This window comes from Bacillus sp. FSL K6-6038, from assembly GCF_038050455.1.
GTDB classification, from domain to species: Bacteria; Bacillota; Bacilli; order Bacillales; family Bacillaceae_G; genus Bacillus_A; species Bacillus_A pseudomycoides.
Map to the genome: position 1 here is coordinate 4,309,072 of NZ_JBBOUH010000001.1, position 13,880 is coordinate 4,322,951.

The 13,880-nt window shown below is 36.9% G+C and carries 11 protein-coding genes and 2 tRNA genes; 3 read left to right on the top strand and 10 right to left on the bottom strand.

The features are described 5' to 3' along the window. Positions 1 to 11: 11 nt before the first annotated feature. Positions 12 to 1,349 carry a glutamyl-tRNA reductase gene (hemA, locus tag NSQ40_RS22695; protein WP_003200805.1) on the bottom strand — a complete coding sequence of 446 codons (1,338 nt, stop codon included), beginning with the start codon at positions 1,347 to 1,349 and terminating at the stop codon, positions 12 to 14. Positions 1,350 to 1,975: 626 nt separating this feature from the next. On the opposite strand from hemA, the gene NSQ40_RS22700 reads away from it, so the two are divergent. Both NSQ40_RS22700 and NSQ40_RS22705 read left to right on the top strand, forming a co-directional pair. After that, positions 1,976 to 2,428 (top strand): MarR family winged helix-turn-helix transcriptional regulator, encoded by a 453-nt coding sequence (locus NSQ40_RS22700; protein WP_003200802.1) that lies wholly within the window; start codon positions 1,976 to 1,978, stop codon positions 2,426 to 2,428. Between the two features lie 2 nt (positions 2,429 to 2,430). Further along, positions 2,431 to 2,847: an organic hydroperoxide resistance protein gene (locus NSQ40_RS22705; RefSeq protein ID WP_003200800.1), complete on the top strand. Its 417-nt coding sequence runs from the start codon at positions 2,431 to 2,433 to the stop codon at positions 2,845 to 2,847. A 27-nt stretch (positions 2,848 to 2,874) separates the two neighbouring features. Here NSQ40_RS22705 and ysxC read toward each other — a convergent pair whose 3' ends face one another. The 7 genes from ysxC to NSQ40_RS22740 all read right to left on the bottom strand — a co-directional run bounded on the left by ysxC (position 2,875) and on the right by NSQ40_RS22740 (position 12,529). Next, positions 2,875 to 3,471, bottom strand: coding sequence for a ribosome biogenesis GTP-binding protein YsxC (gene ysxC / locus NSQ40_RS22710; RefSeq protein WP_018764396.1), 597 nt, complete (start codon positions 3,469 to 3,471; stop codon positions 2,875 to 2,877). Then, complete coding sequence (gene lon, locus NSQ40_RS22715) at positions 3,468 to 5,798, bottom strand: endopeptidase La (protein WP_003200793.1); 2,331 nt, start codon at positions 5,796 to 5,798, stop codon at positions 3,468 to 3,470. The genes ysxC and lon overlap by 4 nt, the downstream gene beginning before the upstream one ends. A 362-nt stretch (positions 5,799 to 6,160) precedes the next feature. Beyond that, the gene (gene lonB / locus NSQ40_RS22720; RefSeq protein ID WP_003200791.1) at positions 6,161 to 7,831 is read right to left on the bottom strand and encodes an ATP-dependent protease LonB; all 1,671 of its coding nucleotides are present in this window, start codon (positions 7,829 to 7,831) and stop codon (positions 6,161 to 6,163) included. Positions 7,832 to 7,937: 106 nt separating this feature from the next. Continuing rightward, a complete protein-coding gene (clpX, locus tag NSQ40_RS22725; RefSeq protein ID WP_018764399.1) occupies positions 7,938 to 9,197 on the bottom strand; it encodes an ATP-dependent protease ATP-binding subunit ClpX in 1,260 nt (419 codons plus the stop codon). A gap of 269 nt (positions 9,198 to 9,466) precedes the next feature. Further along, positions 9,467 to 10,750, bottom strand: coding sequence for a trigger factor (gene tig, locus NSQ40_RS22730; protein WP_003200787.1), 1,284 nt, complete (start codon positions 10,748 to 10,750; stop codon positions 9,467 to 9,469). Positions 10,751 to 11,083: 333 nt separating this feature from the next. Next, positions 11,084 to 12,082 carry a hypothetical protein gene (locus tag NSQ40_RS22735; RefSeq protein WP_003208642.1) on the bottom strand — a complete coding sequence of 333 codons (999 nt, stop codon included), beginning with the start codon at positions 12,080 to 12,082 and terminating at the stop codon, positions 11,084 to 11,086. Between the two features lie 198 nt (positions 12,083 to 12,280). After that, on the bottom strand, positions 12,281 to 12,529 hold the full coding sequence (locus NSQ40_RS22740) for a hypothetical protein (protein WP_018764400.1): 249 nt from the start codon (positions 12,527 to 12,529) through the stop codon (positions 12,281 to 12,283). A gap of 520 nt (positions 12,530 to 13,049) precedes the next feature. On the opposite strand from NSQ40_RS22740, the gene NSQ40_RS22745 reads away from it, so the two are divergent. Further along, positions 13,050 to 13,664 (top strand): PH domain-containing protein, encoded by a 615-nt coding sequence (locus NSQ40_RS22745; protein WP_003200781.1) that lies wholly within the window; start codon positions 13,050 to 13,052, stop codon positions 13,662 to 13,664. 52 nt (positions 13,665 to 13,716) lie between these two features. Here NSQ40_RS22745 and NSQ40_RS22750 read toward each other — a convergent pair. Together NSQ40_RS22750 and NSQ40_RS22755 are read right to left on the bottom strand one after the other, a co-directional pair. Beyond that, positions 13,717 to 13,790, bottom strand: a tRNA-Arg gene (locus tag NSQ40_RS22750). A gap of 1 nt (position 13,791) precedes the next feature. After that, positions 13,792 to 13,865, bottom strand: a tRNA-Gly gene (locus NSQ40_RS22755). Positions 13,866 to 13,880: the final 15 nt, after the last annotated feature.

Genomic DNA, 13,880 nt, shown 5'->3' on the forward strand with positions numbered 1-13,880 from the left:
CATCCTTCCAGTTATAAAGATGGAACGGATGCTGTCCACACTCGTTTATGCTCTGGTTCTTCAATATGTTCCATGGCCGCTTCTTGCACTTCTAAATCAAAAATTTTCGCAAATAAAGCGAGCTTTTCCGTAGCTCCCTCTTCGGCCGCTAACTCTTTCGCTACTAAAATTGGATCCTTTAGCAGTTGATTGATAATACTTTTCGTATGCTTACTAATCACTTTTCTTTCACGATCACTAAGCGTTGGAATTTTTCGTTCAAGACTTTGCATCGTATCACTTTGAATCGCTAATGCTTTATCACGTAAAGCTGATATTAAAGGAACAACGCCAAGCGTATTTAACCAAGCTTTAAATATAACGATTTCCTCTTCGATCATAAGCTGAATTTTTTCCGCCTCTTTCAAACGTTCAGCACGATTGGCTTCTACTACACCTTGTAAATCATCAATATCGTACAAGAAAGAACCTTCTAGCTCATCGATTGTCGGATCAATATCACGCGGCACTGCAATATCTACCATAAATAATGGACGACCACAGCGTATACGTTCCACTCTTGTCATCATTTCTTTCGTAATCACGTAATCTGAAGCACCAGTTGAACTAATTAAAATATCCGCTTCTAAAAGCGCACACTGCAATTCACTTAACGGTTTTGCATGCCCCATATATTTCTCGGCCATTGTTTCCGCTTTCGTAAACGTACGGTTCATAACGGTCACTTTACGAGCTCCGCTTCCATATAAGTTTTGCAGGGCAAGTTCACCCATCTTTCCAGCGCCAAGAATCAAAACATGACAGTCTGTTAAATCGCCGAAAATTTTCTTTCCAAGTTCAACAGCAGCATAGCTAACAGACATGGCACTTTCACCAATTGTTGTTTCTGAATGCGCACGCTTTGCTAACGTAATGACTTGTTTGAACAATTCATTAAAAATTGTCCCTGTTGCTTTCACTTTTTGCGCCTCTAAGAAGCTATTTCGAATTTGTCCTAAGATTTGTGTTTCACCCACTACCATAGAATCTAATCCGCACGTTACATGGAATAAATGTTCCACGGCACCATCTTGTTCAAAAATAGACAAATATGGTGAAACCTCTTCTATACCAAGCTGAAACCAATCAGCTAAAAATTTCTTAATGTAATATCGTCCCGTGTGTAATTGATCGACGACAGCATAGATTTCTGTGCGGTTACACGTTGATACAATGACATTTTCTAACACGCTCTTTTGATTTTGTAACGTTGTCATTGCCTGCTCTAACTCCGCTGCCTGAAATGTTAGTTTCTCACGAAATTCTACAGGGGCTGTTCGATAATTTACACCAACAACAAGAATATGCACGCAGCATGTCCCCCTTCAACCGTTTTATCACCTTATCTACTATCATAATACAACTTTCCTGTTATGAATCTGACAATCGTGTGAACATCAACAAATTATTTTTTCTGCTTTTCACACCTAGCAGGAAATACATTACTCATCTGACTATATAAATGCAAATTGAAAAAACGACATAAAACCTAATCTTTAGGTGGGAGAGAGCATCCAGCCACGCATAGAAGCTGTCAGATCCTCTCCCTGCCCCATGCCAAGTTAAAACAAAGAGAGAAAACGAGTACATGTCACCTTTTGTTCTTCATAACAGCGACTTATATGTTAGAAAATCAAAATGTATATATACCTTACTTTATAATCATTATAAAATAATAACTCTATTTGTACGTTACCAAAAAAATCTATCAGAATCAAGTGATGGAAACTATTCCATACGAATTGAAATACTCTCTTTCTCTATCTTCTTTCATCATACAGAAAAATATGTATGATTGTTCCAAAATGTAACAACTTCTTTCATGTGACACATTACTCAAAATTTTTTCGTTGCAATGTATTTGACATCTCATTTCTTTTTCGTTATATTTATTTTACAAAATTTAATTGCGCACAATTAAAAAGGAGGGATGCTCATGAAAGATAATCCTTTGCATCTCGATAATCAGCTTTGCTTTTCTATTTATGCTTGCTCTAGGGAAGTAACACGCTTTTATCGACCTTATTTAGAAGAAATGGGTATTACGTATCCACAGTACATTACATTATTAGTACTTTGGGAGCAAGATGGATTAACTGTAAAAGAAATTGGTGAACGTCTATTTTTAGATTCCGGCACTTTAACCCCTATGTTAAAACGCATGGAAACATTAGGATTAGTTAAACGTGTTCGTTCTAAGGAAGATGAACGCAAGGTGTGCATTGAACTAACAGACCAAGGACACGCTTTAAAAGAAAAAGCATGTTCATTGCCAAAAACCATTGCTACCAATTTAGGAATTACAGAGCAAGAATACCGATCATTATTAGTTCAATTAAATAAATTAATTGAAACCATGAAACCAATAAATGATAGAAAAGGGGAATGAGGATGGAAAAATTATACACAGCAACTGTAACTGCAACAGGTGGAAGAAACGGGAAAGTTGTTTCAGAAGACGGCATTCTAAACCTTGATGTGAAGATGCCAAAAGCATTAGGCGGTATGGGCGGCGAAGCAACGAACCCAGAACAATTATTTGCAGCTGGTTATGCAGCATGCTTTGATAGTGCATTACAACTTGTTATTCGTACAAAACGTGTAAAAGTAGAAAGTACAGAAGTGACAGCTCATATTTCAATTGGGAAAGATACGGACGGTGGTTTTGGATTATCTGCTGTACTTGATGTACGTGTAGCTGGCGTTTCTCATGCTGAAGCACGAGAGCTTGTAGAAGCTGCACATGGCGTATGTCCATATTCAAAAGCGACTAGAGGAAATATTGAGGTTACATTAAACGTACTATAAGTAAACAAAAAAACGTGCGACGAATCGTCACACGTTTTTTGTTTTTGTAAACTTATGAATGGCTTTCCACGCTTCTTCTTTTCCAAGCCCTGTTTCCGATGAAAATAGAACAACTTCATCACCTTGTTCAATATCAAGCGTTTCTTTCACAACCTTCAAATGCTTTTGCCATTTCCCTTTCGGAATTTTATCGGCTTTTGTTGCAATGATGATTGTTGGAATTTCATAATGCTTTAAGAAATCATACATCATAACATCATCGTTTGTCGGCGGGTGACGTAGATCAACTACTAATACAGCCGCATCTAATTGCTCACGCGTTGTAAAATAGGTTTCAATCATTCTGCCCCATGCCGCTCGCTCTGTTTTCGATACTTTCGCATATCCATAACCTGGAACATCGACAAAATGCATCATTTCATTAATTAAGAAAAAGTTGAGTGTCTGCGTTTTTCCTGGTTTAGAAGAAATACGTACTAACTTTTTACGATTTAAAATTTTATTAATAAAGGAAGACTTCCCAACATTAGAACGACCTGCTAATGCAATTTCTGGTAAGTCACCATCTGGATATTGTTCTGGTTTAACAGCACTAATGACAATATCTGCTTTTGTTACTTTCATTGTTTCACTCCTACTAATGCGTGCTCCAATACTTCGTCTAAATGAGACACAAGCACAAACGTAAGGTTTTCTTTTACGCTTTCTGGAATATCATCTAAATCCTTTTCATTTTCGGCTGGCAAAATAATTTTTGTTAAGCCTGCGCGATGAGCACTTAATGTTTTTTCTTTTAAACCACCGATTGGTAATACACGACCACGAAGGGTAATTTCACCTGTCATCCCTACTTCTTTACTGACAGGTACACCTGTCAATGCGGAAATAAGCGCCGTTGCCATCGTAATACCAGCTGATGGACCATCCTTTGGCACTGCTCCTTCTGGAACATGAATATGGATGTCATTCTTTTCATGGAAATTTGAATCGATATGAAGTTCTTCTGCACGAGAGCGAATATAACTAAATGCAGCTTGTGCGGATTCTTTCATAACATCCCCAAGTTTCCCTGTTAAAATTAATTTTCCTTTTCCTGGTGATACAGATACTTCAATTGCGAGTGTATCACCGCCAGCAGCTGTATACGCTAAACCAGTTGCCATTCCAACTTGATCTTTCGTTTCAGCTTGCCCATAACGGAATATATGTTTACCAAGTAGGTCTGTAATATTTTTTTCCGTTACAATAATACGTTTACGCTCTTCTGTTACAATAATCTTTGCTGCTTTACGACAAATCTTTGCAATTTGACGTTCTAACGTTCGAACACCAGCCTCGCGCGTATAGTAGCGAATAATTTCAAGCAAGGCTTCATCACGAATTTGTAAATTCCCTTTTCGCAAGCCATGTTCTTTTAATTGCTTCGGCAATAAATGTTCACGAGCAATATGTACCTTTTCAATCTCTGTATAACCAGCAATCGAAATAATTTCCATACGATCAAGGAGTGGACCTGGAATGCTCGCAAGCGTATTTGCAGTTGCAACAAACATTACTTTTGATAGGTCGTACGGCTCTTCAATATAATGATCGCTAAAATTATGGTTTTGCTCCGGGTCTAATACTTCTAATAATGCAGCAGACGGATCGCCGCGGAAATCATTGGACATCTTATCAATCTCATCTAATAAAAAGACTGGGTTGATTGTTTTTGCCTTCTTCATCCCTTGAATAATACGCCCTGGCATTGCTCCCACATATGTACGACGGTGACCACGAATTTCAGATTCATCACGAACACCACCAAGGGAAACACGGACAAAATTACGATTTAACGATGTGGCAATCGAACGAGCTAAAGATGTTTTCCCAACACCCGGAGGGCCTACTAGACAAAGAATTGGTCCTTTTAAAGAATTTGTTAGCTTTTGTACAGCTAAATATTCCAGTACACGTTCTTTCACTTTCTCAAGACCATAATGATCTCTATTTAAAATCGTTTCAGAATGTGCTAAATCGATCATATCCTCTGTCGCTTCTGTCCACGGAAGTGCTAATAACCAATCCAGATAATTGCGAATGACACCACTCTCTGCAGAACTTACTGGCAACTTTTCATAACGATCTAATTCTTTTAGGGCAGCTTTCTTCGTTTCTTCTGGCATTCCAGCCTCTTCGATTTTTTCGCGAAGTTCCTCTACTTCGCCGCCTTTACCTTCTTTATCACCAAGTTCTGTTTGAATCGCCTTCATTTGTTCACGCAAGAAATATTCTTTTTGCGTACGTTCCATCGAACGTTTCACCTTTTGTCCAATTTTCTTTTCTAAACTAAGTAGTTCCTGTTCATCTTGAATAATGGAAATGAGCGTATGTAATCTTTCTTTCGCTGATCTAATCTCCAAAATTTCTTGCTTTTGTTTTGTTTTAATTGGTAGATGAGAAGAAATCAAATCAGCTAGGCGGCCAGGTTCTTCAACATCTACTACTGTCGCAAACGTTTCATTCGATACTTTTTTCGAAACTTTAATATATTGCTCGAAATGTTCAAGTAACGTGCGCATTAGAGCCTTTTCTTCTAAATCGCCTTCCTCTTCCTCTGTTACTGTTTGAATAGAAACCTGTATTACATTTTCTTCTTCAATAAATTCTACAATTTCTGCTCTATGTAAACCTTCTACAAGGACACGAAGCGTACCGTTCGGCAGTTTTAACATCTGCTTTACTTTCGCTACTGTACCCACACTATATATGTCATCTTCTTTTGGATCATCGATATTCATTTCTTTTTGCATCGCTAAAAAGATGATATTTTCATCCATTGCTGCCTGCTCTAGTGCTTGTATTGATTTATCACGTCCTACATCAAGATGCAGAACCATCGTTGGATATACGAGAACGCCTCTTAATGGTAGGAGGGGCACAATTCTTTCGTTCGTATTCATACTAGACATAGCACCTCCATAATAAATTAAACTCCTGTTCAACTATTTTATATTACAATACACTTGGATGCAATTGCAGAGATTCCTTGCAATTGCAAATCTCCTACTTTTTCTTTCTCTATAAAGTGAAACTTCCAGCCGTAGGGGCCTTAGTTAACCATCACCAATCGGGCTTTTACAGGTAAGTTGCCCTACCTATTCCCTCCTCTTCTCTCTGAGCTTTGAAGTAGGGGCTTATTGCCCACGAATAGCGGGATAAAAGAAAAAGGGACCTCGCTTAAGCATACAAACTTAAACGAAGTCTGGCAAATATTACATGTTCTATTTCCCATTTACCTAAAAGGAAATCACTTCTTAGAACCCGATTTAATTTACATCGATTGTACATCGCCTTCATCTAGCTCGCGATGCACATCAATTTCACGATGCAATTTTTCCTGGACGAATGTTAACGCAAAAACTTCTTTTAATTTTCGAACGGGAATAATCTCGATACCCTTTATCGTATATAAAAATGGCTGCATGTTTTCAGCAGGAATAATAACCTTTTTCGCTCCTGCCTTTTTTGCTGCCTTTACTTTTGCATATACGCCGCCTACTGGTTTTACTTCTCCATGAATGCTTATTTCTCCGGTCATCGCTATTTCGTTATTCACATACACTTGGTGAAGCGCTGAATATACACCTGTTGCCATTGCAATGCCTGCTGAAGGACCATCAATTGGAATACCACCTGGGAAATTAATATGTATATCATATCCTTCTGGTAACAAGTCTAGGGAGCGGAGCACGGTTAATACATTATCAACGGATCCTTTTGCCATACTTTTACGGCGAATCGATTTTGTTTGACTACCAATACTCTCTTCTTCCACAATTCCTGTAACATTTATCGTACCTTTTTCCGCAGCTGGAATTGCCATTACTTCAATTTCTAATAGCGCCCCTGTATTCGGTCCATATACTGCAAGACCGTTTACAAGACCGATCTTCGGAATTGGATAAATACGCTTTTCATATTTTGGAGTAAGCTGACTAGAATGTACAACCCATTCAATATCCTCATCTTTAATAAAAGAACGTCCCTCATTAATCGCCATTCCTGCAGAAATTTGCACAAGATTAATGGCTTCTCTTCCATTTCTTGCATACATGCCGATCATTTCAACACCTTGTTTTCCAATTTCCATTTTCACTTTTTCAGCTGCATTCTTCGCTACTTTTTGAATTTCTTCTGTATCAAGTTCACGGAAGAAAACTTCTAAACAACGCGAACGAATAGCAGGAGGAATTTCATCTGGAGAACGAGTTGTCGCTCCGACTAAGCGGAAATCTGCTGGTAAGCCTTTTTGAAAAATATCATGTATGTATGTTGGAATCATTGAATTTTCTTCACTGTAGTATGCACTTTCCAAAAATACTTTGCGATCTTCTAATACTTTTAACATCTTATTCATCTGGATTGGATGCAATTCACCAATTTCATCAATAAATAAAATGCCACCATGTGCATCTGTTACGGCACCTTTTTTCGGTTGTGGAATTCCTGCTTGCCCCATTGCACCTGCACCTTGATAAATCGGATCATGTACCGAGCCAATTAAAGGATCAGCAATGCCACGCTCATCAAAGCGGGCAGTTGTTGCATCTAGTTCAATAAATGTTGCATTCATACGAAATGGTGATTTTTGATTTTTCTTCGCTTCTTCTAACACAAGACGTGCTGCCGCTGTTTTCCCTACCCCAGGAGGTCCATATATAATGACATGCTGCGGGTTCGGTCCACACAGTGCTGCCTTTAATGATCTAATTCCGTCCTCTTGGCCAACAATATCTAAAAAAGATGTAGGACGTACCTTCTCGGCAAGTGGTTCTGTCAAAGAAATCTCGCGCATTTTGCGAAGTTGTTCTAATTCTTTTTTCGATTCTCGATCAATTGAAACTTTCTGTGTTCGCTGGTTTCGGAGCAAATGCCAAAAATACAATCCGACAATTACACCAAAAACAAGTTGAACAAGTAAGAATATGTTTGTCCAGCTCATAATTCATTTCCTCCCGCTATGTTTTACCATTTAGTATTTCCTGGGAGGAATAGTGCTAAACATAATAAGAAACAGCAATTATAAAAATTGCTGTTTCATTTTTACACTATGCAGATGTTTTTGTATCGAGTACAGTACCGTCTTGTAACACCAATTTTGGCGGTGCATTGTCCGCTACTGTTTCTTTTGAAAGAATACACTTCTCGATATCTTTACGAGATGGAAGCTCGAACATTACATCTAGCATTAAGCCTTCAATAATAGAGCGAAGTCCACGAGCACCTGTTTTACGTTCAATTGCTTTTTTCGCAATTTCAATCAGTGCTCCTTCTTCAAATTCCAACTCAACATCGTCAAGCTCCAATAATTTTTGGAACTGTTTTACAAGCGCATTTTTCGGTTTTGTTAAAATATCAACAAGAGCACCTTCATCAAGTGGTTCTAGGTTCGCAATAACTGGAAGACGACCAATAAACTCTGGAATTAAACCAAATCGTAAAAGGTCTTCTGGTAATACGTGAGATAAAACATGCTTTTCATTTACATCAGCATTTTTCTTCTCTGAACCAAATCCAATTACTTTTTCACCAAGGCGACGTTTAATAATTGGCTCAATGCCATCAAACGCACCACCACAAATGAATAAGATGTTCGTTGTATCAATTTGAATAAACTCTTGATGCGGATGTTTACGACCACCTTGAGGCGGAACGCTTGCTACAGTACCCTCTAAAATTTTCAGAAGGGCCTGCTGTACACCCTCACCAGATACATCACGTGTAATTGATGGATTTTCTGACTTACGCGCCACTTTATCAATCTCATCAATATAAATGATTCCTTTTTCAGCTTTCTCTACATCGTAATCAGCTGCTTGAATAAGTTTTAGTAAGATGTTTTCTACATCTTCCCCTACATATCCAGCTTCTGTTAAAGATGTTGCGTCCGCGATTGCAAATGGAACATTTAAAATACGCGCTAATGTTTGTGCCAATAATGTTTTACCACTACCTGTTGGCCCGATAAGTGCGATATTACTTTTCGCCAATTCTACATCATCAATTTTGCTGTTAGAATTGATGCGTTTGTAATGATTATATACCGCTACCGCTAATGCTTTCTTCGCATTATCTTGTCCGATTACATACTCATCTAAGATTTCACGAATTTCTACCGGTTTCGGTACATCTTTGAATTCTACTTCTTCGTCCTTCGCAAGCTCCTCTTGCACAATCTCTGTACAAAGCTCAATGCACTCATCACAAATGTAAACACCAGGACCAGCAACAAGCTTTCGGACTTGCGTTTGTGTTTTACCACAGAAAGAACATTTTAATTGCCCTTTTTCATCATTAAATTTAAACATATTTTCACACCCCTTACAAAGTGCTAATATCTTGCCTTCGTATGTACACGATAAATGTATCGTATGTAAATACATATTATGTCACTACGTGGCGAGAAATACAAATAATATGACTAGTTATGTACAAATAAAAAATTTTTAAAACTTTTGAAATATGTATATTCGACTTTAGAAGGATCATTTCCTTCTTCATCGAAAAGTTTTATAAATATATTTATATCTATATTTATAAAACAAGGCACGATCCAAAATCGCGCCTTGTTATTTTATTATGCAGCTTTGCTGTTGTCTACTAAGAAGTCTACAGCTTTACGAACTTTAATGTCTTCAGATAAAGCATCTAAGCTTCCAAGAGCTTGTGTGATAGCGTCAACTGGCATATTGTACATTGCAGCCATTTTTTCAACTTCTGCAGTTACTTCTTCTTCAGTAACTTCGATGTTTTCAGCTTCAATGATCGCTTCAAGAACAAGGTTGATTCTTACACGTTTTTGTGCATCTTCTTTCATTTGTTCTTTTAGCTTGTCAGCGTCAGTACCTGTGAATTGGTAGTAAAGCTCAAGGTTCATACCTTGTTGGCTTAAGCGTTGTTCGAATTCACGAATCATACGATCTAACTCAGTTTCGATCATAGCTTCTGGAATTTCGATTTCAGCGTTATCAGCAGCTTTTTCTACTACTTCGTCACGAACTTTGTGCTCAGCTTCGTGCTTTTTGCCTTCTTCTAAGTTTGTACGAAGTTTTGCTTTTAACTCTTCAAGAGTTGCAACTTCTTCGTCTGCATCTTTAGCGAACTCGTCATCTAAAGCTGGAAGTTCTTTTGCTTTAATTTCATGAACTGTTACTTTAAATGTTGCTGGTTTACCAGCAAGTTCTTCTGCATGGTACTCTTCTGGGAATGATACTTCAACGTCTTTTGACTCGCCAGCTTTTAGACCAATTAATTGCTCTTCAAAACCTGGGATGAATGTACCAGAACCGATTGCTAGAGAGTAGTTCTCGCCTTTTCCGCCTTCGAATGCTTCGCCATCAACGAAACCTTCAAAGTCGATTACAGCTGTATCGCCGTTTTCAGCAGTACCTTCTTCTTTAACAACTAGTTCAGCTTGACGCTCTTGTAAAGATTGTAATTCGTTCTCTACATCTTCGTCAGTTACAGTTGTTTCAACTTTTTCTACTGCTAGTCCTTTGTATTCACCTAATTTAACTTCAGGTTTTACAGTAACTTTTGCAGTGAAGATTAAGTTTTCATTTTTCTCGAACTTCTCGATGTCGATTTCAGGATGAGCAACTGGGAAGATACCAGTTTCATCGATTGCTTCACCGTATGCTTTTGGTAAGATAATATCTAAAGCATCTTGGTATAAAGATTCAATACCAAAGCGTTGTTCGAATAACGGACGAGGCATTTTTCCTTTACGGAAACCAGGTACGTTAATTGTTTTTACTACTTTTTTGAACGCAGCGTCGATAGAGTTGTTTACTTCTTTAGCATCAACTTCGATTGTTAAAACGCCAACGTTACCTTCTAATTTTTCCCATTTTGCAGCCATTTATTCTTTCCCTCCAACTATAATAATGTATGCACATACCTCTACAGATTGAGATTTTCGTTATTTCTTTTTTAGAAACAACAAAAGCATGAAAGCCAATTTATTTAAGCTTTCTAATCTTCTAGCAATAAGCCTTAAGACACGCGATTCTCAATCTATTATTTGTCTATAAGACAAACACGGTATATTTTGTTCGAGAATAATATGAAACATATTAAGTAAGAGAATTATACTTCTCTCCTCTTACAAGCAGGCATAATTCAGCCTTTTGCAACCCTTACATTATAACATAGAATATTCTCGTTTCAATAACTGAACGATTCTTTTTCATAATTATACAGGTAAATGCCCTTCTCTCTCCACGCGTAAAAACCATTGATAGGCAATATGAAACTCTTCAACGGTAATATTATACGCCACCATAAGTTCCTCTTCATCGATGATCAATCCGAAACGCTTTCTCCCGATTCGCTCTAAAACCGCTGCCCATACTTCTACTTTATCTATTAGTAATGGGAACGGGAAAATACTAGCTTGCATTTCTCTCCAATATGTAATAATCGCCTCAAACATATTTGGATTATCACTTTCTAAACGATTAGATAATATATGTATAACTTTCTTCGAGTACTCATCATTATGATCCAAATGAGCTGGAATAATCATTATTCTTTCGCCAAATTTCTCTACTTCTATTTCTTCTTTCATACGCTTCTCTACCATTTTGTATATAATAGAAGTTTTTAAATATGGATGTCGCGTGCTATCAACGAGAAATTTCCGTAAAGCTGGCAAAGCTTTTTCGAGGTTTTTAATTAAAAGAGCATGAATTACCTGTAGCTGCTGCCCAAAATTTTCTACAAATAGTTTTTTCGAAAATTCTTCCAGATCAAAATCTGATTCTACTAGCGTCGTTTCCTCACCATTTAGCATATTCTCCGCAAATTGGGCAAGCTGCGCTAACTTTTCTCTTTGCTCTATAGTCAATTCTTTCTTCTGCAAAACCTCTTCAACAGTCTCAATTACACCTACATAATCATTTGTTTGAACTAAAATAGTCACGTATGTTTCAAGAATATCCCCAAACAAGACTGTTCCTGTTTCAAGCAACTTCTCACATCGGTCTTTTGATTCTTCCATTCGCTTTAATTCTAATAAACAAATAACTGAAGCTAATTCTGTTTGCTCTGTTTCTCCATTATACTGGCGTAATATTTCAAAACAGCGCAATGCATCTTCGAACTTCCGCTCCCGCAGCGCCATAAACCCTTGATCAATATAACGCTCTGACAACTGCGGAAACAATACGACCGTATTTTCTTTTTTATCCATACGTCCGCCTCTTTTTTTAGATTTTAAATATCTTCAAAGTAAATATAACAAATGGCTGTTAAGAAAACAACATTCCAAATACATTTATTTGAAATATGAAAATATTTGACTTTTATAATTAAAACGAAAAAATCATATCAGAAAATCCTCTTTATACATATAAAAAACCCTCAGCAAATAACGCAGAGGATTTCCTCATTAATGGGCAGCTTTTATAATTGTAGGATATACGAAAAGAGTAATCATTTGGAGAACAATAATTGTAACAACAACCATGCTAAAAAAGAAGATTGGCTTACTTCGTTTCATCAAAAACATAATAATAAGCATAATGCAGGCAAGTAAACACATAAAAAATAAACTTGTAGTAGGACTCAGTATTCCGCTAGGGACAAATGACAATAATATAACACTACAAACACCTATAATTCCGAGTAACCATTCCATTCATTTACCCTTTCCCTCTCATAACAATTCTCTCTATGCTACTAAATGTTTTACAACCTCAATTACATCTGTTAATTTCTCATATGCAACAAACCCGAAAGCTACTGTTAAAGCCGTTACGACTAATCCTTTCATGTTTTTCTTCCTCCTCGTGTCATCTTCGTTACCTTAATTATAAAGAACTGGCATTTTGTTACCATCGAACTTTCTTACACTTACCTTACAGAATTGTAAGATTTCAAAAGAAAAAAACCACCTAACATAATTGAAAGTGGTTTTACGGGAGTTCTCTATAATCGTCTGCAAAATTAACATTCTTTTCTTAGTACTTCTTTGGTGGATTTATTCTTAAACTAATTGATTTACGAAACACTTTTGTAATTATTTATTACATCACATTCGGGATATTTCTCTCCTTCACCTTCTTATAAATTTTTAAATACAGCCTAATTCCCTTGTTGAAAAATGTTAAAATATTTTTATGTAATTCAAAATCCAGAAATTAAAGGGGATGATCCATATGTTCAAAAAAGTAGCTGCTGATGTTCTCGGGCTAAGCGATGTAGGTTCTGTAATCACACCGAAAGATTATGATAAAGTGGATGCTGATGATTATGTGATGCATGAAGATGGAGAAAAAATTTATTTTCTAATCAAATCAAAATCAGATGAATATTGTTTTACAAACAAAGGGTTAATTCACTTAGATGGTACGAGTGCAGCAAGTAAAAAACGTACATTACGCCGCTTCAGCTACAGCAAACATCAAATTAAAAATGTAGCGTTAGAAACTGCTGGTACAATCGATTTAGATGTAGAAATTAAATTCCATATGGGAGATGAATATTACTCAATTGACGTTCATAAAAAACATATCGAGGAATTAAAAGACTTATATAAAGCTCTTCTCAAAATTGAGGAAATTTCATACGAAAATGATATTACATTACAATATGCTCATAAAAGTTTAGATATGGCTTCTAACACATTTAGTCGTATTACAAATGCACAAGTTAATTTAGCAGAGCAATTTAAAGAAATGAATCAAATTGCGTTTAATTGGCTTGTGGATACGAAGAAGCAATATAACGTGAAAGATTATGGGTTTGTTTTTGAAAAATTTATTAACGATTAATTTTTGAATAAACAAAAAACCTTGTCATCAAAAGATAACAAGGTTTTTTTAGCGTCCCAGGAGAGATTCGAACTCCCGACCGACGGCTTAGAAGGCCGTTGCTCTATCCTGCTGAGCTACTGGGACATGGAGCGGGTGAAGAGAATCGAACTCTCGACCAGAGCTTGGAAGGCTCTTGTTTTACCACTAAACTACACCCGCATATTTTATTTTCAT

Excerpts from the sequence above, each read along its gene's own strand:
- NSQ40_RS22700 (WP_003200802.1), top strand. The coding sequence starts at position 1,976 with ATGAAAGATAATCCTTTGCATCTCGATAATCAGCTTTGCTTTTCTATT.
- NSQ40_RS22705 (WP_003200800.1), top strand. The coding sequence starts at position 2,431 with ATGGAAAAATTATACACAGCAACTGTAACTGCAACAGGTGGAAGAAAC.
- ysxC (WP_018764396.1), bottom strand. The coding sequence starts at position 3,471 with ATGAAAGTAACAAAAGCAGATATTGTCATTAGTGCTGTTAAACCAGAA.
- lon (WP_003200793.1), bottom strand. The coding sequence starts at position 5,798 with ATGTCTAGTATGAATACGAACGAAAGAATTGTGCCCCTCCTACCATTA.
- lonB (WP_003200791.1), bottom strand. The coding sequence starts at position 7,831 with ATGAGCTGGACAAACATATTCTTACTTGTTCAACTTGTTTTTGGTGTA.
- clpX (WP_018764399.1), bottom strand. The coding sequence starts at position 9,197 with ATGTTTAAATTTAATGATGAAAAAGGGCAATTAAAATGTTCTTTCTGT.
- tig (WP_003200787.1), bottom strand. The coding sequence starts at position 10,750 with ATGGCTGCAAAATGGGAAAAATTAGAAGGTAACGTTGGCGTTTTAACA.
- NSQ40_RS22735 (WP_003208642.1), bottom strand. The coding sequence starts at position 12,082 with ATGGATAAAAAAGAAAATACGGTCGTATTGTTTCCGCAGTTGTCAGAG.
- NSQ40_RS22740 (WP_018764400.1), bottom strand. The coding sequence starts at position 12,529 with ATGGAATGGTTACTCGGAATTATAGGTGTTTGTAGTGTTATATTATTG.
- NSQ40_RS22745 (WP_003200781.1), top strand. The coding sequence starts at position 13,050 with ATGTTCAAAAAAGTAGCTGCTGATGTTCTCGGGCTAAGCGATGTAGGT.